General features: G+C 41.1%; 23 protein-coding genes and 1 pseudogene. 18 read left to right on the top strand and 6 right to left on the bottom strand.

The annotated features are described in order from the left end of the window. The 3 genes from L4D76_RS15670 to L4D76_RS15660 form a co-directional block, all read right to left on the bottom strand. On the bottom strand, positions 1-543 hold a 543-nt coding region (locus L4D76_RS15670), incomplete at its 3' end, for an IS6-like element ISPpr9 family transposase (protein WP_428441831.1). 320 nt (positions 544-863) lie between these two features. Next, positions 864-1,268: a nuclear transport factor 2 family protein gene (locus L4D76_RS15665; protein ID WP_428441830.1), complete on the bottom strand. Its 405-nt coding sequence runs from the start codon at positions 1,266-1,268 to the stop codon at positions 864-866. Between the two features lie 37 nt (positions 1,269-1,305). Further along, positions 1,306-1,839 (bottom strand): redoxin domain-containing protein, encoded by a 534-nt coding sequence (locus tag L4D76_RS15660; protein ID WP_428441834.1) that lies wholly within the window; start codon positions 1,837-1,839, stop codon positions 1,306-1,308. 427 nt (positions 1,840-2,266) lie between these two features. Between L4D76_RS15660 and L4D76_RS15655 the strand changes: the two genes are divergently transcribed. The 4 genes from L4D76_RS15655 to L4D76_RS15640 all read left to right on the top strand — a co-directional run bounded on the left by L4D76_RS15655 (position 2,267) and on the right by L4D76_RS15640 (position 6,284). Continuing rightward, positions 2,267-2,875, top strand: coding sequence for a TetR/AcrR family transcriptional regulator (locus tag L4D76_RS15655; protein WP_428441829.1), 609 nt, complete (start codon positions 2,267-2,269; stop codon positions 2,873-2,875). Positions 2,876-3,465: 590 nt separating this feature from the next. After that, positions 3,466-4,157 (top strand): IS6 family transposase gene (locus L4D76_RS15650; RefSeq protein ID WP_428441828.1). Its coding sequence is split into 2 segments (ribosomal slippage): positions 3,466-3,619 and positions 3,619-4,157, totalling 693 coding nucleotides; the frame shifts between segments, so codons are not numbered across the junction. Positions 4,158-4,781: 624 nt separating this feature from the next. After that, positions 4,782-4,991, top strand: a complete 210-nt coding sequence (locus tag L4D76_RS15645) for a hypothetical protein (RefSeq protein ID WP_428441827.1) — start codon at positions 4,782-4,784, stop codon at positions 4,989-4,991. A gap of 684 nt (positions 4,992-5,675) precedes the next feature. Then, complete coding sequence (locus tag L4D76_RS15640; protein ID WP_428441826.1) at positions 5,676-6,284, top strand: hypothetical protein; 609 nt, start codon at positions 5,676-5,678, stop codon at positions 6,282-6,284. Positions 6,285-6,680: 396 nt separating this feature from the next. Here L4D76_RS15640 and L4D76_RS15635 read toward each other — a convergent pair. From L4D76_RS15635 to L4D76_RS15625, 3 genes and pseudogenes are all read right to left on the bottom strand, one after another. Beyond that, positions 6,681-7,709 (bottom strand): annotated as a pseudogene (locus L4D76_RS15635) (IS110 family RNA-guided transposase); the annotation flags it as partial. Beyond that, complete coding sequence (locus L4D76_RS15630) at positions 7,699-8,202, bottom strand: GNAT family N-acetyltransferase (RefSeq protein ID WP_428441833.1); 504 nt, start codon at positions 8,200-8,202, stop codon at positions 7,699-7,701. The gene L4D76_RS15630 and the pseudogene L4D76_RS15635, both read right to left, overlap by 11 nt. Next, entirely contained in the window at positions 8,199-8,471 is a 273-nt protein-coding gene (locus tag L4D76_RS15625) for a type II toxin-antitoxin system TacA family antitoxin (protein WP_428441825.1), read from the bottom strand. Before L4D76_RS15625 ends, L4D76_RS15630 begins: the two co-directional genes overlap by 4 nt. 208 nt (positions 8,472-8,679) lie before the next feature. On the opposite strand from L4D76_RS15625, the gene L4D76_RS15620 reads away from it, so the two are divergent. From L4D76_RS15620 to L4D76_RS15555, 14 genes are all read left to right on the top strand, one after another. After that, positions 8,680-9,009: a hypothetical protein gene (locus tag L4D76_RS15620; RefSeq protein WP_428441824.1), complete on the top strand. Its 330-nt coding sequence runs from the start codon at positions 8,680-8,682 to the stop codon at positions 9,007-9,009. Between the two features lie 10 nt (positions 9,010-9,019). Next, positions 9,020-9,283, top strand: a complete 264-nt coding sequence (locus L4D76_RS15615; RefSeq protein WP_428441823.1) for a hypothetical protein — start codon at positions 9,020-9,022, stop codon at positions 9,281-9,283. A gap of 262 nt (positions 9,284-9,545) precedes the next feature. Beyond that, entirely contained in the window at positions 9,546-9,836 is a 291-nt protein-coding gene (locus tag L4D76_RS15610) for a hypothetical protein (RefSeq protein WP_428441822.1), read from the top strand. A 478-nt stretch (positions 9,837-10,314) separates the two neighbouring features. Continuing rightward, positions 10,315-11,088 carry a class I SAM-dependent methyltransferase gene (locus L4D76_RS15605; protein ID WP_428441821.1) on the top strand — a complete coding sequence of 258 codons (774 nt, stop codon included), beginning with the start codon at positions 10,315-10,317 and terminating at the stop codon, positions 11,086-11,088. Positions 11,089-11,896: 808 nt separating this feature from the next. After that, positions 11,897-12,667, top strand: a complete 771-nt coding sequence (locus tag L4D76_RS15600; protein ID WP_428441820.1) for a hypothetical protein — start codon at positions 11,897-11,899, stop codon at positions 12,665-12,667. Positions 12,668-12,741: 74 nt separating this feature from the next. Continuing rightward, a complete protein-coding gene (locus L4D76_RS15595) occupies positions 12,742-13,170 on the top strand; it encodes a VOC family protein (RefSeq protein WP_428441819.1) in 429 nt (142 codons plus the stop codon). Positions 13,171-13,326: 156 nt separating this feature from the next. After that, positions 13,327-14,574 carry an MFS transporter gene (locus L4D76_RS15590; protein ID WP_428441818.1) on the top strand — a complete coding sequence of 416 codons (1,248 nt, stop codon included), beginning with the start codon at positions 13,327-13,329 and terminating at the stop codon, positions 14,572-14,574. Positions 14,575-15,054: 480 nt separating this feature from the next. Beyond that, entirely contained in the window at positions 15,055-15,420 is a 366-nt protein-coding gene (locus tag L4D76_RS15585; RefSeq protein WP_428441817.1) for a helix-turn-helix domain-containing protein, read from the top strand. Positions 15,421-15,735: 315 nt separating this feature from the next. Beyond that, positions 15,736-16,050 carry a hypothetical protein gene (locus tag L4D76_RS15580; RefSeq protein ID WP_428441816.1) on the top strand — a complete coding sequence of 105 codons (315 nt, stop codon included), beginning with the start codon at positions 15,736-15,738 and terminating at the stop codon, positions 16,048-16,050. Between the two features lie 58 nt (positions 16,051-16,108). After that, positions 16,109-17,104 (top strand): dihydroxyacetone kinase subunit DhaK, encoded by a 996-nt coding sequence (locus L4D76_RS15575; RefSeq protein ID WP_428441815.1) that lies wholly within the window; start codon positions 16,109-16,111, stop codon positions 17,102-17,104. Between the two features lie 124 nt (positions 17,105-17,228). Beyond that, complete coding sequence (locus L4D76_RS15570) at positions 17,229-17,867, top strand: dihydroxyacetone kinase family protein (protein ID WP_428441814.1); 639 nt, start codon at positions 17,229-17,231, stop codon at positions 17,865-17,867. 9 nt (positions 17,868-17,876) lie between these two features. Beyond that, the gene (gene lsrF, locus L4D76_RS15565; protein ID WP_428441813.1) at positions 17,877-18,761 is read left to right on the top strand and encodes a 3-hydroxy-5-phosphonooxypentane-2,4-dione thiolase; all 885 of its coding nucleotides are present in this window, start codon (positions 17,877-17,879) and stop codon (positions 18,759-18,761) included. Between the two features lie 8 nt (positions 18,762-18,769). Then, entirely contained in the window at positions 18,770-19,318 is a 549-nt protein-coding gene (locus tag L4D76_RS15560; RefSeq protein WP_428441812.1) for a DUF1097 domain-containing protein, read from the top strand. 422 nt (positions 19,319-19,740) lie between these two features. Then, positions 19,741-20,085, top strand: a complete 345-nt coding sequence (locus L4D76_RS15555; protein ID WP_428441811.1) for a hypothetical protein — start codon at positions 19,741-19,743, stop codon at positions 20,083-20,085. Positions 20,086-20,328: the final 243 nt, after the last annotated feature.

The raw sequence follows: 20,328 nt of genomic DNA, 5'->3' as shown, positions 1-20,328 counted from the left end.
CTTGATGGGGGCGTGATCGGACTCGATACCATTATTGAGATACTTCACTTGCCGTTGCTCGACATCCGTTCGCAGTCGTCCCTCCTTCTTCAAGCGTGCAATCGCATTGGCGTATGAGGAATGCTTGTCTGTGTTTAACGTTTTAGGCTGATTATCTAAGTCATAATATCTCAGGCAGCGCCTAAGAAACTGATACGCTGCTTCTTTATTACGTTTGTGGGAAAAATAGAAATCCAGCGTCTCGCCTTGCTTATTGATGGCACGATAAAGGTAGTGCCATTTCCCCTTCACTTTGACGTAGGTTTCATCGAGCTGCCACGAAGAGTCTGTCCGGATGAATTGATGGCGACGTAACTTCTTGCGTAATGCCGGGGCATATTCAATGAACCAACGATAAATGGTCGAGCGATTAACCGAAATTCCTCGCTCTGCCAGCATGTCGCTGAGGTTCGCGTAACTCATTGGGGTCGAACCATACCAACGAAGGCACCAAAGGATGATTTCAGGGGCAAAGTGTTTCCATTTGAATTCGGGGTTGGTCATTGAGTCGCTAGATTAGGTGGGGAAGAAAAGGGATTCTGAGCTGAGACTGAATTTTTTGCAACAAACCCCTTTCATCATAACTCCTTTACCAATCTGCGAACGACCTTCATTTTCGACGAGAACTTTTCTAGTGACACGATCGAATACAGAGGGTGGATTGCATCTTAGTGTTTGTTATTTTGCTCATAATTATTTATCGATTTCACAAAGGCTTATGCTAGTAGGCGCTTTTTGAAATCAGCGGGGCCAGAAAACGCTAAAAGCATGTTCTGGCTCCTCTATCATTGGATAACTCTCGTTACTGCATTCAAGAAATAGACTTAAGCTTCGGAAAGTGGGCGAGGGAAAATTTGCTCGCGAATCACTTGCCAGCGTCCATCTTCAAAACGAAACTCAATGTTACATAGAAGCTTCATCTCCTCGCCGTTCATTCCGCTATGGATTCGACTTAGGACACAAACCGCGGTGTCGCCCAGAACATGGAAATCATGCCAGTCTGCCCATGTATTAAGCTGTGTTTTGCCTTCTTCCGCTTGTTTAGCGAAATGGGTTTTGAATTCTTCCTTGTTATAGGTGATTACAGTGCTATCTGGCATAACCAACGTTGTATGAAAATCCTTATGGTAGATAGTTTCTAATGCCTCGACATCAAAATTGGTTGCACGATCGATAAGGTGATCCATTGCTGCGCGGATAGCTTCTTTTGTATGTGTTGCTTTAGTCATGTGTTACCTCATTAATTCTGTATATGTATTTGGTTTATTAGGCGTAAGTGCCACGAATTGGATAGTTGTTTTCTGGATTTTTGATGAATTCAAGTCCCATCAGCAGTGCATCCAAATCAGGACGAGCAAATGGAGCATTAGAAATATCCAGTACCTGTATTAACCCCTGCTCGTTAATAACGAATAATCCTGGCTCAGCAAATGGGGCGTCTGTCTCTTGAGGCGAACGTGGTTCGGAAACATACAAGCCCAGCAATTGCATCTGCTCGATAGTAAGACCAAAACCTACTGGGTAGCTTGGGTTTACATCAGCCAGTTGTCGTTTGGCTTTTGCCAATGAGTCACCAGATACTGCCACCACATCAATTCCTAATTTGTGTAGGTCATGCATTCGCTCATTCAACTGATTTAGATAGCGTGTGCACAACGGGCAATGTGCTCCGCGATAAACGACCACTAGTTGCCAATCAAATCCTGATTTTGGTACGCCTAATACGACTTGCTCCCCATCAATTGTGTTTACCGATAGCTGAGGGAAGGGTTGACCTGCTGCTAAAGCTTTATGTTGCATGTTAATACCTCTTGTTTTGTAACGATCGTTATTAAACTCAATACGGAATCTTAAGTCAAGCACTTTTGTAGTGATCATTACAGAAATGTTGCCATGGGAATTTCAGGGTGAAATAAACACGTCCGTAACGTGCTGTCTCATAATGCAAAATTGATAAGTGAGGAAAATATCGATTAGGCTTATAGGTACGCTGGTTATGAAGTTGAAGTCGATTAGCCACTTTCTATTGAACGAAAGTTAGGGAGCGAAGTGTTCAATAACGTGAAAGTCATTCAATTGGGAGGCTTGGGAGGCTTGGATGATACTTAGTAGATTGAGTACAACTATAAAAACTGAACAAAACTAGCCAGAGTACATAACTCTTGAGTTTTGTAACAACTGTTATTAAACTTGAAGTCTTAACTTTAACCAAGGTATTTTGTAGCAAATGGTACAAAAGAAAACTGGACGCCCTAGAGGCTTTGATCGGGATCAAGCACTCCAAGCAGCTATTAATGTTTTTTGGGAGAAGGGCTATGATGGTGCATCCATGAAAGATCTAACAGGAGCCATGGGAATAAATGCTCCGAGTTTATATGCAGTTTTTGGTGATAAGCACCAGTTGTATTTGGAGGCGATTGATCGTTACTCAAATGATGATGGCTGTGCACCGCTGGTAGCGTTTGAGTCTGAACCCGATATAGAAAAGGCTATAGTAGCTTTTATGAAGGCAGCTATAGATTACGCTAGCAATCGAAAAGGTAGTCCGAAGGGGTGCTTTCTTGGTTCATGTGTTTCAACTACTGCTGGGCAAGTGGATGGAGCAACTGAACGGCTACAGAAAGCAATTACCGATACCGATGAGAGACTAGCGCAACGTTTCGAACAGGAGGTAAGACTAGGTAACTTGCCTGAAGGTTTTCCTAGTCTACAGAGAGCGCAACTTATGTTCGACCTAAGACAGGGACATGTATTAAGGGCGAGAGCGGAACTGGACAGCGCCACTATGGTGGCAGATCTAACATTTCGCGCTAAGATGATTCTGGCGTCTATCTAATTAGTGCTCCAACTTAAAATTATGCTTCCTCCTTCATCATGCCGTATCCTACATCGGGGTACGGTAGCGTTTTGTCTAATAAATGGCAGACATGCTACTAATGGTTGTTAATACCGTTCAATATTTCTGAAACCACTACTTAGCAGACTTATTCCTCTTTCTGACTCAAGAAAAAGCTCGGCATAGATCTAAAAGAGATAGAGAGCATTCTTAAACGATTAGAATTCGCTAGGTCAGTAGTAAACGCCCCGTGGGATCATGGGGCGTTTACGCTCTTAACAGATAGCTCACCCGTTTATAGTGAATGCATAGTATGGGTGGGTTGTAAGAAACTTTCTTACGGCTTGAGTGTGGGATATCTGTTGAGAGCCAGTTTATGTCAACTTATGGTTCAATTTTATGACAACTTATGGTGCAAAATGAGCGCTAACTATTTGATGTGTAGTTAGCGCTTATGTCAGCTTATGGTGCAAACTACAGTTTTGTCGCTTGCACCATAAGTCTGCATATTTTCCCTAATATCGGGTTTTAATGTCGCAAAGTCACTCTATGAGTTATGATCACCGAAGCTTTCCACCCAGTGTAATCGCATGACCATCCATTTTTCAGCCCGACACTTTCCTTCAGAAATCATTCTCCTGACTGTTCGTTACTACCTTGCTTATAAACTTAGCTATCGTGAAATCGAAGAGATCATGGCTGAGCGAGGTATCCATGTTGATCACTCAACCATCAATCGGTGGTCATCAAATATGCCCCATTACTGGAGCATCGGGCACGTCGAAGAAAGAAGCCTGTTGCCTCTTCGTGGCGGATGGACGAGACATACATTAACGTCAAAGGTCAGTGGAAGTATTATTACCGGGCTGTTGATAAGTACGGCAATGTCATTGATTTTTTACTGTGTGATCACCGTGACGAGAAAGCAGCTCGCGCCTTCTTCAACAAGGCGATAGGCCATAACGGATTACCTGAAAAGGTCGTGATTGATAAGAGTGGTGCGAATGCGTTAGCGCTGCATAATATCAACGTCCAACTCTGGTTGATGGGGAAGATGCTCAACCTGATTGAAGTGCTTCAAGTTAAATATTTGAACAACCTAGTCGAGCAAAGCCACCGGAAAGTAAAAGGTAAGATGCATCAGTGCCTGGGGTGGAAATCAGAGAAAGGAGCCAAAGCCACACTCGCTGGTGTAGAATTGTGGTCGATGATTAAAAATGGACAGCTCGACAACCCTGAAGGTTTATCTGCTTGGGAGCAGTTTTACGCGCTAGCAGCCTAATTGTACCTGGAAATCAGTACGCTTGTACTTCAGCATGACTTTGCGACAAAACCCAGTATTATTATCGTTCTAATTAGATAAACAATACTGTCTATCTAATCACCCAAAAGGATTAAAAATGACTGTAAAACACACCCCTACAAGTATCGTACATAAAGGAACTAAAGGTGGAACTACAGGATGTCGCATTAACACAAAAGTACGTTCAAAGCATTGGGTAGCAACATCAGAAAAAGTTACTTGCGATAAGTATGGATGTAAGAATTAAACATAATATTCGTACTATGCATCACGGAAAATCCACGAAAAAGGTTACTTCGGTGGCTTCTTCTCTAATACGTTTATGTCCCATTGTGTGTTAGTGCTAAAACTCATTCACAGGCTGTTAATGCTGGTTTGCAATACATTTTCTAATCGCTTTTTCTGAGCGTGATACAACACAAAGTCGATCAGTGGCAGACCTTCATTCATGGTCATTGGCTCTAACAGGCCATTGGCGACTCGGTGCGTTAAGTGCGTTATATGTTAAATAGGCGAGTTTGCTGGGGATTTTGACGGATTGAGCCACCCCCTACTCACGGCCATGAAGAAGCCCCCATTAGCCAGACGCTTGAAGATTACCTGGTGCCGAAAAAATCAGCTATCTATGCCATGAAAGCCGACAGCGATTTGCTGCTCAAGCATATCAATAAAGGGGATGCCCTGACCATTGAGCTTGGCCGTAATCCACACCCAGGGGCGGTTGGCCTAGTCGAGTATGAGGGGGATCGCTTTCTGGCCGTGTGGTACTGGCACCAGGGCCGGAAATGCCATTCAAAATGGACAGACAATTAAGACAGCCAGCTTCGTGATGGAACAGTCCAGCGGTAGGAAGGACAAGTTCTGCGCTAAGCAAGTGAAGCTAGATGATGTAGAGGCACGCTCAAGCTTAGATCTGTTTCCTTCGTTGCCAGCCGATTACACAATCTCAGAAGTATTAGCCCAGAAGCTCTGCCCTGATTAATCATACGCGCCCCCCTACTTGAACACCCTACAAACCCTAGAAACTCATCGGTCATTTCAATTTGTAGGCTTTATAGGGTTCGTAGGCGTGGGGGCGTATCCCTGACAACAGCACCTCGTCCCCCTTTCACAAATCCGCCTCGGTAACATCACCCATTTTCAAAGTCGCAAACTTTAATTTGTACTACTTATTACACCTTGATTAGCGGAAGTTTGAGCTGCCCAAAAACCTGTACACATATGATGATAAAATTTCCCTAAATTGGAAGTCAGCTGTGGGCTCTGTGCGCCCAAGGGCGGTAGCGTGGATTTTTCAGGCATTTTCTGTGCGTCATCAAGCTTACCCCCTACACGAACTCAGATCGCATATTTCATTCATATATCTACCGATAAACAGGAGATATACGAACCGAGTTCGTTGAATAAAATGTTAGGCATTAAGTAAAATAGGTAAGTATGATAGATTTTTTTGGAAATGGTTTATGTATTCACTGTCATCTGGCAAAGAATGAACTTATGGAATTAGCCGATTTTAATGCCAGAACTGAAGATATGTGGGGTGAACAAGATAATAAGTTACAAAATAAAGTAAGTGCGACTCTTTCTAAACATTCACATGAAGACCATTTTGATATTGTTGAGAACTATGCTCTAGATTTACATTTGAATCAGTATAAGTACCCCAGTATACATCGTGAATCTATTGTAATAACTATTTATAATTACTTGGAACACGCTCTTAACGATTTGTGCAAGATACTTTCTTCGTGCATTTCAAGTGATTTAAAGTTGAAAGATTTAAATGGAGCAGGTACTGAAAGAGCAATTCTTTATCTAAAAAAAGTTGTTGGGTTTGATTTCGGTAATATGGGTAAGGAATTACCGTATATTAAAAATGCAAATATGCTGAGAAATCAAATAGTACACAATGGAGGGTACTTACCAGAAAACTCAAAGCACAAGTTAAATAACTTTATTGGGCAATGTGCTACTTTGTCAGGAGAACCTAGTGGCTCTGTGGTTATATATTCAGGTTTCATTTCAGAGCTAATTGATATTCTAGTTAATTTTTTTGAAAAGTTGGATGAGCAGGTTCAGCTATTTATCTGTAGCCACAATGCCTAACAAAAACATCAAGGTGACGCGTTACACTCGGCATTTTTGGTATGAAGTTTAGTGGGTTTGGTGAGTTCATCGTGGCGCACCTTATCCTAGGCGTTGGTATGACTCCCCATGTCAAGCAGCGTGTGCAAAATCTAACTCGAGCAAAGCCAGAGCCATAATGTCTGTGAGAGATGAGTTGACGCATCAGATGAAGCCAGTAATTTTCGACGATTAACATGCTGGTATTCGTGGGTTGCTGATTGTAGCAATCAGCCTTGCCTACCTTACTTATTACGTCGTGGTGCCGGTCTTCAGTCTATGCTCGTGGATCTATTACTTATCGTAACAGCCAGCCAACGCCTGTCGGAGGTTGCACCACTAATCGCGGCCTGACCTGATACGCCAACTCAATTTTTATCATTTAGGTATTCTTACTAATCGTTGTTTGGGATCGACGGGGGATAAGACAACCTCATGARTAATCGACCAAATGAATGCAATCATTTMACGAGCGATGGCCGTTACGATCAAGTTGCGATGCTTCCCTCGTTGAAGTAATCGTTGGTATCGACGACAAAGCCTCAGTTGTGCTTTCCAAGCAATATCAATGATGTCTTTGCTTAGACCTTCTTGCCTTTGCTGCATTTCCGCTGAAATTTTAGCTGGATATCGATAACTGTGTGCRCCTTCAACTAATAACCGTCGTGCTCGATGATTGCCACATTTGGTTATAGCGCCCAGTCGTCGAGAATTACCACTCGAGTGTTCACTGGGTACGAGACCCAAATAGCTCATTAGTTTACTGGGATGGTCGAATCGATTGAGATCCCCCAGTTCAGCAATGACCCCAGCTGCGACAAGTAATCGGATGCCCCKCATAGCTTGAATCGCTTTTACAACGGGATAGTATCGCCATGTTTTTATCACATGGGTTAATTCGTTGTCGAGACGCGTTAATTTAGCCATGCGTTCGGAAATGGTTTGTATCATTTCCTGTAAAGCAATTTGTTGAGCAGGATGAGGAAGAATGATTTGCGTGAGCCAACGCAAGTGTTTTTGTGACCAGTTATCGGCACCCTGGTAATGGATATGGTTACGAAGCAGGAAGGCTTTTAGTTGATATTTTGCATCATTGAGATCATGCATMGCGCTTTCTCGRCATCGAGATAAGTCACGAACAGCTTCGTCTTCAGGCTCCGGGACATAAATAGGGTYAACATCCCCATTTTTTAATAACGTAGCGAGCATAATGGCATCGCGTTTATCGGTTTTGACACGATTACCAGGTTTCTTTGGGATGAGTGAAGGTGCGACAATGAAACACTCTTGCCCTAACTTGCAGAGATGGCGATAAATCCAGTAACCACAAGGGCCAGCTTCATAAACAAAATAGAGCTTTGAATCTGGGTGTTTAGATTGAAACTGTCGAACAAGCTTAGTAATCGCCAATGCTCGCTCTTACATCTGCAATTGTGATAAACAGTTTGTTTTCAGCATCTTGAAATGCAGTGAATCCATATTTTTCGTAGAAGTATTCTGCACCATCTTTAGCGTCAACGATAACAACAGGGAATGCGACAGTTTCACTGGCCATCAGCAATTTTCGAAGTGCATCAATAAGCAACCATTCGCCATAGCCATTACCTTTGTATCGTTGATCAACTGCAAGCCTTGCGATTAAGCCGCCAGAGCTGGCATTATGATGCTTCTTTTGTAGTTTCGCTGGTAGTGATGTTAAATCAATTGGTTTCATAGTAAGCGTATAATAGCCGACAACATGCTCGGTACAGTTAACATCTTCAAGCACAAATGTACGGGTGTTATCTTTCTTGGCTTGTTGACTCGCCGTGATTTTTAAATAATTGTTTAGAGCATCAATACCACAATCAAAACGATGACGGTCATGCTTAGTTTTGTCTAATTGTACCGTCTTCATTATTGCGTTTTGTCCTTGTAACGAGCTGCTGCCTGTTGCAGTCGCGCATTAGGTTTAGCTGGTTCGTCAAGCGCATCCATGAGCATCATGGTATCTCGTTGACTTAGTTTAAGTACTCGTTCACGTTCCATAATCTGTTTCGCTTTTTCAACAGCGGCACTAAGAACAAATGAGTTAATACTAGACATGCCAGCGATAGCAGCGGCTTGTGATAGTAATTCTTGAGTATCAATGTCTACACGAGCAGTGATACGTGGTAATGCAGCAGCCATACAAACCTCCATTGAGTGTCAAAGTGGCACATTCAGAGTATGGCATGGTTGTTAGTTATTGGCAATTGTTGTGACACTTTGGCACGCGGCTATAAAACAATCAAGGTGATGCATTACACTCGGCAGTTTTGGTATGCAGTTCGGTGTGCTTGGCTAGTTCAGTGTTGGCACACCTTATTGTAGGCGTGAGCACTCAAAAGGAGGAACTATGAACTCAATACCAGAAAAGGATTGGAAAGTACTTCGTAACTCGAAGGAAGAGCTTCTAGCTTTTGCTTGTGACAATATATTTAAAAAAGTTGACCGTATTTCTCAAAATCGAGTTGATAATGAGCATGCTTCATATATTGAGCTATGGCAGATAATTCAAACTGAAAATAATAAAATCGGTGAAATGTTCGATGACTTAAAGCGTAGCAATGCACTTTTTAAGCTCGTTTCGATGCGATTATATGGTATTTTATCGGATGAATATTTGTATAAGTTTAGTGCCGAAACTCAACAGCAAGTGCTTGAATTATTGAAATATAGAGAATAAACGCAGTGTTATGCCAAAAGTAAAAAAGAAACTGACTGCTGCACAAAAAAAGCTCAAACGAGAGTCTCAAGCAGAGAGGCAAAGAAAGTATAAGTGGGTCATGATGAATGGCAAACAAGTTAGAGTAAAAAGAGAGCCAACAATCGAAGGTATGAGTGTTGATGAATTTGTTCAACGGAATGCTAATGATCTTTTTTTACATCAGAATGAAATGTGGGAATACATTCAGGATTTTGATGATGAATGTCTACCTATGATTTTCAAAGAGTGCTAAAGCCATCAAGGTGATGCGTTACACTCGGCGGTTTTGGTATGAAGTCCGGTGTGCTTGGCTAGTTCAGTGTTGGCACACCTTATTGTAGGCGTTATGGCCACTATTGTAAGCTCATTGTTCTAATGACCTTAGACAGAATCAATAGGTTTAATCGTAAGATCTGATCTCCGCTGCAATCTTCATTTTCCCTCTTGAGTTTGAATTAAGATTATGTCCATATGTCATTCTAACTATATGAATTTAAGAATAAAGGTGAAATAAAATGAGTAAATATCAGTTTTTTTGTAAGCCTAATACAAATCGGAAAGAATTTACTTTCTTGAATCCTGCTTCTGATAGTTTTTTACATGAAAAAGAACAATTACTAGCGCAAGGGTTTGAAGTTGAAGATGACTATATTTATGCAGATACTGAATCGGAAGCGATAGAAAAATTTAAATCAAACTTTATCTATGCAACGCAAGAGTATGCAGCATCACATCCAGAATCTGGTTTATTTATATTCTTAAAAGAATCACTGCTTACACTTACCAAGGTCTTTAGGAAAAAGTAGGTTATCTACTTATGTTATTTATATGATTCAGGTCAGTTTAGTGAAAATGTAATTGTTCTTTTAATCGTCGCTGTTTCAATCGTTACTGCTGTTTTTCGTATTTACAAAAACATCAAAGGATCATGCTGATCATGCTGATCATCTGAATTCTTCAGGGCTATAAGCGTATCAAGGTGACCAAAAACACTCGGCATTTCTGGTCTGAAATCAGTTAGTGATTAAGGTGTTAAGAACGGCTTAAATGGCATGTTTTGGGCATTTTATCCGTGTAAAGTAAGAGATTGTGGCGAACTCGCCTCCAGCTTCTATCTAATAATTCAAATATAATCAATAGAATAAATAGTAATTAACGGTCATGCAGGAATTAATAGGTATGACCCATTCATGGAGATCTGATTAATGATTGTCACAATTATTGCTGTAACTAATACGAAACTAGCTAATATTAAAATAAATTCTAATTGGACAAAAATCACCTATGAGCAAGCAACAAAAACAATGGTACGAAGAACTATTTGAAAACTACGGCAAGCAGTATGATAAGGAGTGCTTTACTCAAGGCACTTTAGGCGAGTGTGACTTTATCGAACAGGAGTCTGCGCACAACAAACAACTTCGGATTCTCGATATTGGTTGTGGTACTGGCCGCCATGTAATTGAACTGACCAAACGCGGTTACACCAATGTGATGGGGGTAGATCTCTCCGAGTCTCAAATTTTGCGAGCAAAAGAGAAAACTGCCGCAGAACAGTTAGATATTGACTTCAGGGTTGCTGACGCACGTAACCTAGCGTTTAATAGCGAGTTTGATCTTATCATCATGCTGTGTGAAGGCGGTTTTTCGTTGATGGAAACAGACGAAATGAACTTTGAGATTCTGCAGAACGCGAGAGATGCGCTGGCCGAAGGTGGTAAGCTGATCTTTACGACTCTCAACGGACTGTACCCAATCTTTAATTCTGTTCAAGAGTTTATGAATGAACAGAAAGAAGAAGGTAATGCGAGTCTTGATAAGCTGAAGTTCAACCTTATGACTTTCCGTGAAACTGCCGAACTGACAGCAGTCGACGATGATGGAAAAGAAAAGATCTTACATACTAACGAGCGTTGGTACATGCCTGTTGAAATCAACTGGTTGCTTAAAACTCTGGGTTTCTCGCAGATTGATATTTTCGCCGCTCATCTCGGTGATTTTTCTCGCGAGCATGAGTTGACAGTCAACGATTTTGAAATGTTAGTGATTGCAAGTTAATGACTGCCTCAATGTGAGGTGGAAAAGCAGGTTAGGCATATGCGCTTAGCCTGCTTTTTTTGATAAATATATGGTTGACCTGTTCGCTATGGAAATCGTAGTCTGCACATAAAAACTATCCACAACGCCACAATCAAAACCCAGTTTGATTTAGCTGGCCCTGCAACCGCCTGACCAGCTCGCCTCTGCAACCAAACCTCAGCGTACTCATACTCCCCCCCTCCACTAAACGAGCAACGTCGTGCGCAAAATGCTATCGGCAACTTTCCCCACGGCCCCATCGATTTTGTTCAACGCCTGACGTTGGCGCTCAATGGTACCCTGCACTTTTCAATATTAAAAATGTGGACACCTTTTACCTGCGTATTCTCACTACACGGGAAGTCTCAAGCGGAAATCGGTCACCGTCTCGCTTAGAACAAACCAGCATCTTCAAGTTGACTGGCTATATGCAGGCGCTATGCAGGCGCTATGCAAGCCAATGAGTCTCGTCTCAGCAAAAGATGGGATCCGTCGTAGTATCAAGATTTCTATGTTGTGGCGTTGTTGGCAATGTGGCGCAAGTAATTTCCCGTTTGCTACACTCAATCCCCCTAGACTCATAATTGCGGTTAAACTGAAGTTGCGAAGTAGTCGCTAGGTATTTTAAGACCCATCAGGGACAACTGCGATTCTCACACCTTAATACGACGTTCGGTGGATGCCGATTCCTCGGCAGTTGGTTTCAAAAGGTTGTGTGATTATGGCGCTCTTTCGGCATCATCGCATTGCGCCCCTTATTGCGGACGTTAGCTGTTTTTAGGTAAATATGGACACATTAGCAAAAAAACGAAGGGAACGCGGAGAGGTGAATCAAACTGATATTGTGCCTTTTCTGTCATTATCAAAGAAACAATTGCTTGATCTGTTGAACTCACCAGAATCCGTGAATCGGACATGCGCTGCAATTGCTTTAGGAGACTTTAAAGAATCAGCGGTAGTGCTTCGTCTGTGTTCGCAACTAAGTAGTGAGAAGAAACTTTACTGTAAAATTGCCATTTCTGACGCGCTAGTAAATATTGGTTCTTTGTCCGTGCAACCTTTGTTGATGTTATTGGATAAGATCGGTAACAACCAAGAAACAGAAATTCCTAGACAGGGATTCAATAAAAAGTCTTATCCGTTACCCAGAGACATCGTTGCACGTACCTTATGTCGAATTGGCCCCACAATATTACCCGACATATTTGAATTTATAGTTAATGCCGAAACGCCGAAGAGGTTAGAGCAAGCTATCGATGTACTCGGTCATATTGTGTATACGAATAAACTTACAATTGACTCAGAACTGTTGCTTCAAATTGCGAGCAGGCATAGTGAATTATCAATGGTTCAGTTTAAAATAACTCGATGTTTCAGTGGTTTTACTGGCCATCAAGTTAAACAGTTTTTACTGAAACGACTTCAATCATCGCATATTGGCTTCCAGTATGAAGCTGCACGAAGCCTGGTGTTATCAGGTTTAGGTTTGCCAAATGCAGATTGTGATCTCCCCCAAGAGGTTCAGACGTTTGCTGCACAGCTAAAACAATCAAGGTGATAGTTACACTCGGCGGTTTTGGTATGGCGTTTGGGCTCATGACTCGCAAACAATTCAATTAAGAGGTTAGGCAAATGGAACCAAGAATTAGCATCATCACTTTGGGTGTATCCGATCTCGAAAAGTCTTATGAATTCTATACATCATTAGGTTTCCCTACATCAAGAAAGCCCGATTCAGGTATCGTGTTTTTCAAAACTGGCGGTGTTTGCTTAGCCTTATATCCTTTCGACGAGTTGGCAAAAGACGTATCTCCTGATTTCAAACCTAATCGTCCTGAGTTCTCAGGAATTACGTTGGCTCACAATACAAAAGAGAAATCCGAAGTAGATGCAATCTTACTACTTGCTGAGAAGTCGGGTGGTAAAGTCGAGAAATCAGCACAAGACGTATTCTGGGGTGGTTACAGTGGCTATTTTTCAGATCCAGATGGTTACTTATGGGAAGTGGCTTATGGCGATTGTTGGCAGTTCAATGAAGACGGCAGTTTAATCATTGACTAAAAGCCTTAGTATGAGTCTTTCGGTATAGAACAATATCTAGTGACGTTAAGGATATTAACTCTGTCATAATTTCAGCCCCAAATACCGAGGGTTTCTATATCCAAATGGGGACAATCAAGGTGATGCGTTAGATGAATAATCGAACAAGGAAGTTCAGTGAATAAACAAAAATTAATTAGGATATATGCCAGTCATCAAGGATTACACTGGGCAATAATAGGTATTGCTATTCCTGTGTTAATTCTTATTTTTCAGTCCCGTGGGTTGAACCTTCAAGAAATTGGCTTCGTGATGGCAGTGTGGGTTGGCAGCACTGCTGCTTTAGAAATTCCGCTTGGCGGGGTAGCAGATAAATACGGCCGTAAACATACCTACTTATTGTCTCTGGCTGTGAATACACTCGGTTGCATTGCACTGTATTTTGCTACTGATCTTTCTCTGCTGTTGATTGCAGCTTTCTTACTTGGAAGTGCTCGTGCGATTTACTCTGGTACGTTAGATGCGTGGTTTTATGATAGTTTTCATAACGCGAAAGGTGAACTGACATATCATCAAGCAATTTCAAAAGTTAATGTCATGGTAACTGTCGGGCTTGCTCTTGGTTCTCTCATCGGTGGTTGGTTACCAGATTATGTTATGAGCTCCTCCCTGAATGTCAGCACTGTTTATGACCTAAATATCATCATTATTGGATTGGCTAATATATTCTTGTTTGTTGTCACTTTGATAGTGATTCATGAACCAAACACTCGATGTCGTGAGTCACCAGAAAGTGGTTCAAAAAACATCATCCACCATAGCGTAGAGGTTATTCGAGAGTCTCTGACTCATGATGTTCTAAAAAGGTTAATGCAAACTACGCTTGTGTATGGGTTAGTATTGAGTAGTGCAGAAAACTTCTGGCAGCCTTACTTATCTGGAATAATCAATAATAGTGGTTACGGTGTAGCTGTTTTTGGTGTTATCTCAGCGTTGTATTTTCTAATGGCAGGAGCTTCATCGTTGCTATCAGTAAAGCTGCTCCGCATGTTTGCTGGCTCCCATAAAATGCTAATGTTCGTGACCCGTGTTTTATCCGGCTTTGTGTTTATTGCCTTAGCGTTTACAGACAATATTTATTCATTTGCTGCGTGCTACCTAACATTTTTCTTTCTGTTTACTGTTGGTAATAACTCTGAAAGAGTTTTACTTAATGACAATACAAAACAAAGTCATCGCTCAACTATGTTGTCTGTTAGTTCATTTATCGTGACAAGCGGAGCGGTTGTGGCATCACTGCTCTTAGGTTATATCTCTGAGCAATATGGCATAACAATTAACTGGGTAATGTGTGGTGTATTGCTTGTTATTAGTTCGGTACTATTTGTTTTCATACCGGAGAACAAAGTGGCAGTGGAGGCATGATTCACCGACAAAGCAAACAAATGAACGCGAACATTCATGCTCTCACCCTGCACTTTTCAATTCTAAAGTAGCTGAACACCTTTTACCTGCGTATTCTTCATTACACGGGTAGTCCGAAACGAAAATCTGTCACAGTGTCGCTAAGAACAAGCCTGCGTTATCGGGCGGTTGGGAATGCGGATTACCGGGTTAAGATCACGTGGATGCCTCGAATTAATGACAATTTTCAGGTGCTCAAGCCTACATCTTCAAATTAATTTGGTATATTATTAATAAATGCAGGAAATGTTCGATAAGCATGCTTAGAAAGTTAGCTCGTGGGATTGAGTACCGAATACTTCAAATTTAAAATAAGACAAACCTCGGTCAAAGAGACCCTTTCTATGTATTGTCCAAAAATCAAATTCACCTAACTGGAGAAGAGCCATTTTTACTTGTTGATGCAAAGTATGCCTAATTGGGAAAATAACCGAGGAATGCATGGTGTATAAACAGTTAACGGAAGATAAACGTTTACAAATTTGGGCGCTACGTAAAGAAGGAAAATCTCAATCAAAGATTGCCGAACGGCTGGAAGTTCACCGTTCAACGGTGAGCCGGGAGTTAAATCGAAATTCTGGCCCATATGGTTATGAACCACAATTGGCCCAGCGAATGGCGATATATCGTAAGAAATTCCATCAACAAATAGTCGAAAGGCAGTATGAAGAATTGGTTAAAGAGCTGATGCAACTAGGCTGGAAGAAAGAACAATGCCAGGAGTTTATTCTTCACCATCACCCCGAACTCACTATAGAACTGTTAAATGAATTGCTTGATTCCTTATTTTCAGCGAAAAAAAGTTAAAAACCGAGAGCAAGGTCACATGTTGCACTTGCTCTTTTTCCCATTATTCTTGTCCTCCTCTTTTGTTGCACTTGATCTGTATCAGTAATGAATACTTACGATTTCACTGATTATTTTGTTGCACTTGCTTCTAATGTTAAATACAACAGTTTTGTTGCACTTGCTGCTAAAATAAATCCCACAAACAGAAAAGTACTTATATATCAACATCTTGAAAACAAACCTTCACTGTGATCTTTGTCACGCTTATTTAAATAAACTCTGACTATATTAAATCTCGTCAACAGAACAAAAAAATAATTCAAGGAGTTAGATATGAAGAGATTTAACCATGTCGGTATTCCAACTTCAGTAGAACATGCTGATGAAATCTTTAAGTCGGATATCGGTTTGTACGTAACAGATTTTGCAGAGAGTGAGCATCGCATCGAATGGCTGCGTTTTTTAGAAGACAGCCCAATGCCTGAAGAGTTAAAAACTACTGCGCACATTGCTTATGAAGTAAATGATCTAGAAGAAGCGATAAAAGGGAAAACAATCCTTCTCGAACCATTTAACGCAAATGACTCACTAAAGATTGCATTTATTATGGAAGATGAAGCACCAGTGGAATTGATGCAATATCTTTAAATACAACATCAGACAATAAGATAACTACATTTCAATTACGTGAATAGAGAATCCGACAATGAAGAAATTTATAAATAATAGCGAAAACATCACCGTTGAGCTACTTCAAGGCTTAGCAATGACTTTCCCTAAAAAAGTGAAAGTTCTATCCGATAAAATCGTTGCACGTGTAACGCCTAAAGATCCAAATAAAGTGGCTATTGTGACATTAGGCGGAGCAGGACACGAGCCGGCTCTTAGTGGTTATGTGGGCGAGGGTATGTTGGATTATTCCATTGTGGGCGATATTTTTGCAGCGCCTGGTGCACCTAAAGTATTTGAAGCATTAAAAATGGCAAATTGCCCTGCTGGTGTTCTATTAATTGTGCTGAATCATGAAGGTGATGTGATGTCAGCTAATATGGCGATGGAAATGGCTAAACGTGAAGGTATTAACGTAAAAATGCTATTAACGCATGAAGATATCAGTGCAGGTTTAGATGCCAATGAAAAAGACCGTCGCGGATTAGCGGGTTGTGTTCCTGTTTATAAAATTGCAGGGGCTGCGGCAGAAGCTGGCTTGCCATTAGATGACGTTTTCCGTGTTGCTGAGAAGTTTAACCAAAATATGGCAACACTTGCAGTTGCAATGAGTAATGCTACTCACCCTCAGTCTGGTATGGCTATTGGTGATTTAGCCGATGATGAAATGGAAATTGGTATGGGTCAACATGGTGAAGGCGGTGGCGGTCGAATGAAAATTCAAACTGCTGACGATACAGCCAATATTATGTTATCTCAGTTAAGCCAAGCATTAGATATTCAGAGTGGCGATGATTTGATGCTGATGGTTAATGGCTCTGGTGCAACTACTTTGATGGAAATGTTTATTGTTGCTCGTGCTTGTCATCTATCCCTACAAGATAAAGGTGTGACGATTTCTCGCTCTAAAGTAGAAGAAATATTAACGGTTCAAGAGATGGCTGGATTCCAAATGTGTATCGGTAAATTTGATAGCGAAACACTCGAATATTGGGATAAACCATGTAGTACGCCTTATTGGACACAGCAATAAAATAAGTGGCTTGCCAGTTTTCGGCTGGCAAGCTTAATTAACAAAATACGTAAACGAATTATATATACCAATTAGTTATTCATTGGTGTAGGGAGTCGTTTTGCCAGAAATCAGGAGAGGAATAATGACAGTATTCAATCAAGATTTGTTATTTGGCATGTTTAAGAATTCGGCAAAAAATATTTTAAAACAGGTTCCTTACCTTAACAAACTCGATGGAAAAACCGGCGACGGTGACCATGGAACAACCATGTTGAGGGTGTGTCATTGTGTAGAAGATGCAATGACACAGGATCTTGGAGATTGGAATAAGCAAGTGGATGATCTTGGCTGGGCGATCTTGAGCCAAGATGGTGGTTCAGCAGGAATGTTAGTCGGTAATTTATTTATCGGTTTAGGTTCTGGTTTAGTAGAACAAGAATTAGCGCCTTCACAAGTCGCCGCGGCCTTTCGTGCTGGTTTGGATCGCATGATGCAGTTTAGTGGCGCCCATCAAGGCGAAAAAACGATGTTCGATACACTTATTCCGGCAATAGAAGCGTTAGAAAAACAAGCTATTGAAGGGGCGTCTATTGAAGTGATGTTTGAGTTAGCGGCTCAATCCGCAAGAGAAGGAGCTGAAGCAACCAAAGATATGATCCCAACTCGTGGACGTGCAAAAAATATGGGAAAAAAAGCTGTCGGCTTTATTGACCCTGGCGCAACCAGCATGGCGATTCTATTCGAATCTTTTAATCAATTTATACAGACTAGGAATGGCTAGGAGATAAAAATGGCAGATACAGATGGAATGAAATCAGCTAAAAATTATGGCTTAGATAAACCTCAAGTCAGCCAGTCTTTCCATGTTAAAGGCATGGATCATGTTGATTGGGGAATGAAAGATAGATTGAGCCGAATTTTCAGACCAGATACGGGTAAAACCGTTATGCTCGCCTTTGACCATGGTTACATGATGGGGGCAACGGCAGGGTTGGAGAGGATTGATTTGGCGATTGAACCTTTAGCGCCATATGCCGATGCCTTGATGGCAACCCGAGGTGCATTACGTAGTTGCATCCAGCCCTCACACAATAAGCCTGTTATTTTAAGAGCAAGCGCAGGTAGTACTGTTCTTAAAGATGATATGAGCCATGAAGTAATTGGTGTAGATATTGACGATGCGGTACGAATTAATGCTTCTTGTTTGGCTATCCAAGTCTTTATTGGATCTAACGGCGAATGCTCTAGCTTGCAAAATATGGTGAACACCGTTGATGCTGGTGCACGATTAGGCATACCAACATTGGGCGTGACTGCCGTAGGTAAAGAAATGGAGCGTACTCCTCGCTATTTTATGTTGGCAACTCGTGTCTTAGCTGAACTTGGTGCTCATATTGTAAAAACTTACTATTGCGATGATTTTGAAAAAGTTGTAGCTGCATGCCCGGTTCCGATTGTGGTCGCTGGTGGTAAAAAAGTGTCTGAAATGGATGCACTTATTTTAGCTTATCAAGCAATCCAGTCTGGAGCTGCAGGTGTCGATATGGGAAGAAATGTTTTCCAATCAGACTGTCCTATTGGAATGATCAAAGCGATTGGTGGTGTGGTTCATAATAAATTAACACCAGAACAAGCATTTGATTTATATCAAACAGAAAAAAGCATTAAAGCTTAAGGAAGGCAATGATGAAATTTCAACATTTTATAATAATACCGGTAATCGTCGCTTTTTTAGCATTTACTATTCAGATCGTAGATCAATTGCTTTCGGGCTTTATGCCTGTGGTCGATAATGTTGGCTTTGGCTGGATCGCCTTTATTGCATGGGCAACATACTTTATGGCCGGATGTACTGTTGAAGGGGGCAAAAAAACGTTCTTTGGTTATATAGCTGGTATCGTAGCTTCAATTGCTATCATGGAATTAGGCGGTGCATTTGCAAGTTTTGGTTTCTTCGCTTTCCCTTTGGCTATCTTTGTAGTTGTCATCGGATGTATTTGCTTAGAACGTATGCCTCCATTTGATTTTGTTCCGGCGTTATTTGTTGGGGCGGGTACTTTCTTTGGTATTATGTCTTATGTGAGTGGCGCAACTTATATGACCGCAACGGTTACTGAGTTAACTTACTGTGTTATCGGTGTAGTTTACGGATGGATGACAGTTAGCTTAAGATCACGCTATGAAGCTTACGTTGAAAATAGTGCAAATCAAAGTCTACATCTACCTGATTAAACACACGGTTAACAGTATCTCCTACCCTTATCGTTAGCATGGTGAACAGTAATATTGGAATATCTATAAGACCAATTATTACCTGTTCCCATGCTTTTTTGATCAAACCGGTTTTATCGCAAACTGGATCTGCCCTCCCAATAAGCGAAAAATACGTCAATGCCTATTACCTTAAACGACTCATTGCTTAAGCAATACACAATGAATGCGAAGACTGTAAAGCCAACTCATTTCAATTAAACAGTTCTGATTTTTCGACTAACCAGTTCTAATTTTCTGTCTTTTTTTGCGGTTAATCTCCGTTTACTATTTATATATCGAAACGAAGTCTGAACCGAGAAGATAAAGGGACTACTTCCTATAGGGAATGACAGGTTTTCAACACTGCGTGAATGTTTAACATTAAGATAGTGGAGATAAACATGAAAATTTCTGTATTTACAGTAACTCTATTGGGGCTAATCTCTTTTGGTGCTTCAGCTGCTCAATACAGTCACCATGATGACAACATCAGTGATCGCTATTCGAAAGAACTTCGCCTGAAAGCCTTTGAAGGTGAAATTAGTTATCAGGCAAAAGTTAATCCACAGCTGTTAGTAGACCGTGACGAACCAGTATCAACGCTGCATGCCACTAAATTACGTAAGCAAGCATTAAGAGAACCTGTACATAATATTGAGCCATTCACACAACGTGACCGCGATGAATCAATATCAACACTGCATGCCACTGAACTACGTAAGCAAGCATTGGTAACTGCACTATAATGTTAGGTTTGTTTGTGTTTAGCTATTATTTCAAGCGGGGATTTAAATGTATTCAAATGAAAATATAAAACGTTTAGTTAGAGAAATTTCTAATAAAACAAAGCAAAAACATATTAAGCGATTCCTTTGTTCATTATAACTCCCGTAAAATAAACCACAGCTGAAAGATATCCTGGCCTATCTCTTATATATAAAACCTCCGCTTTCATGCGGAGGTGTTTTTTTAGCAAAATTTATCGTGTG

The sequence above is a fragment of the Photobacterium sagamiensis genome, assembly GCF_050337085.1.
Lineage (GTDB): Bacteria > Pseudomonadota > Gammaproteobacteria > Enterobacterales > Vibrionaceae > Photobacterium > Photobacterium sagamiensis.
Note: the sequence above shows the minus strand (reverse complement) of the source record. Positions and strands in the feature narration are given on the sequence as shown.

Excerpts from the sequence above, each read along its gene's own strand:
- L4D76_RS15665 (WP_428441830.1), bottom strand. The coding sequence starts at position 1,268 with ATGACTAAAGCAACACATACAAAAGAAGCTATCCGCGCAGCAATGGAT.
- L4D76_RS15660 (WP_428441834.1), bottom strand. The coding sequence starts at position 1,839 with ATGCAACATAAAGCTTTAGCAGCAGGTCAACCCTTCCCTCAGCTATCG.
- L4D76_RS15655 (WP_428441829.1), top strand. The coding sequence starts at position 2,267 with ATGGTACAAAAGAAAACTGGACGCCCTAGAGGCTTTGATCGGGATCAA.
- L4D76_RS15640 (WP_428441826.1), top strand. The coding sequence starts at position 5,676 with ATGGAATTAGCCGATTTTAATGCCAGAACTGAAGATATGTGGGGTGAA.
- L4D76_RS15625 (WP_428441825.1), bottom strand. The coding sequence starts at position 8,471 with ATGGCTGCTGCATTACCACGTATCACTGCTCGTGTAGACATTGATACT.
- L4D76_RS15620 (WP_428441824.1), top strand. The coding sequence starts at position 8,680 with ATGAACTCAATACCAGAAAAGGATTGGAAAGTACTTCGTAACTCGAAG.
- L4D76_RS15615 (WP_428441823.1), top strand. The coding sequence starts at position 9,020 with ATGCCAAAAGTAAAAAAGAAACTGACTGCTGCACAAAAAAAGCTCAAA.
- L4D76_RS15610 (WP_428441822.1), top strand. The coding sequence starts at position 9,546 with ATGAGTAAATATCAGTTTTTTTGTAAGCCTAATACAAATCGGAAAGAA.
- L4D76_RS15605 (WP_428441821.1), top strand. The coding sequence starts at position 10,315 with ATGAGCAAGCAACAAAAACAATGGTACGAAGAACTATTTGAAAACTAC.
- L4D76_RS15600 (WP_428441820.1), top strand. The coding sequence starts at position 11,897 with ATGGACACATTAGCAAAAAAACGAAGGGAACGCGGAGAGGTGAATCAA.
- L4D76_RS15595 (WP_428441819.1), top strand. The coding sequence starts at position 12,742 with ATGGAACCAAGAATTAGCATCATCACTTTGGGTGTATCCGATCTCGAA.
- L4D76_RS15585 (WP_428441817.1), top strand. The coding sequence starts at position 15,055 with ATGGTGTATAAACAGTTAACGGAAGATAAACGTTTACAAATTTGGGCG.
- L4D76_RS15580 (WP_428441816.1), top strand. The coding sequence starts at position 15,736 with ATGAAGAGATTTAACCATGTCGGTATTCCAACTTCAGTAGAACATGCT.
- L4D76_RS15575 (WP_428441815.1), top strand. The coding sequence starts at position 16,109 with ATGAAGAAATTTATAAATAATAGCGAAAACATCACCGTTGAGCTACTT.
- L4D76_RS15570 (WP_428441814.1), top strand. The coding sequence starts at position 17,229 with ATGACAGTATTCAATCAAGATTTGTTATTTGGCATGTTTAAGAATTCG.
- lsrF (WP_428441813.1), top strand. The coding sequence starts at position 17,877 with ATGGCAGATACAGATGGAATGAAATCAGCTAAAAATTATGGCTTAGAT.
- L4D76_RS15560 (WP_428441812.1), top strand. The coding sequence starts at position 18,770 with ATGATGAAATTTCAACATTTTATAATAATACCGGTAATCGTCGCTTTT.
- L4D76_RS15555 (WP_428441811.1), top strand. The coding sequence starts at position 19,741 with ATGAAAATTTCTGTATTTACAGTAACTCTATTGGGGCTAATCTCTTTT.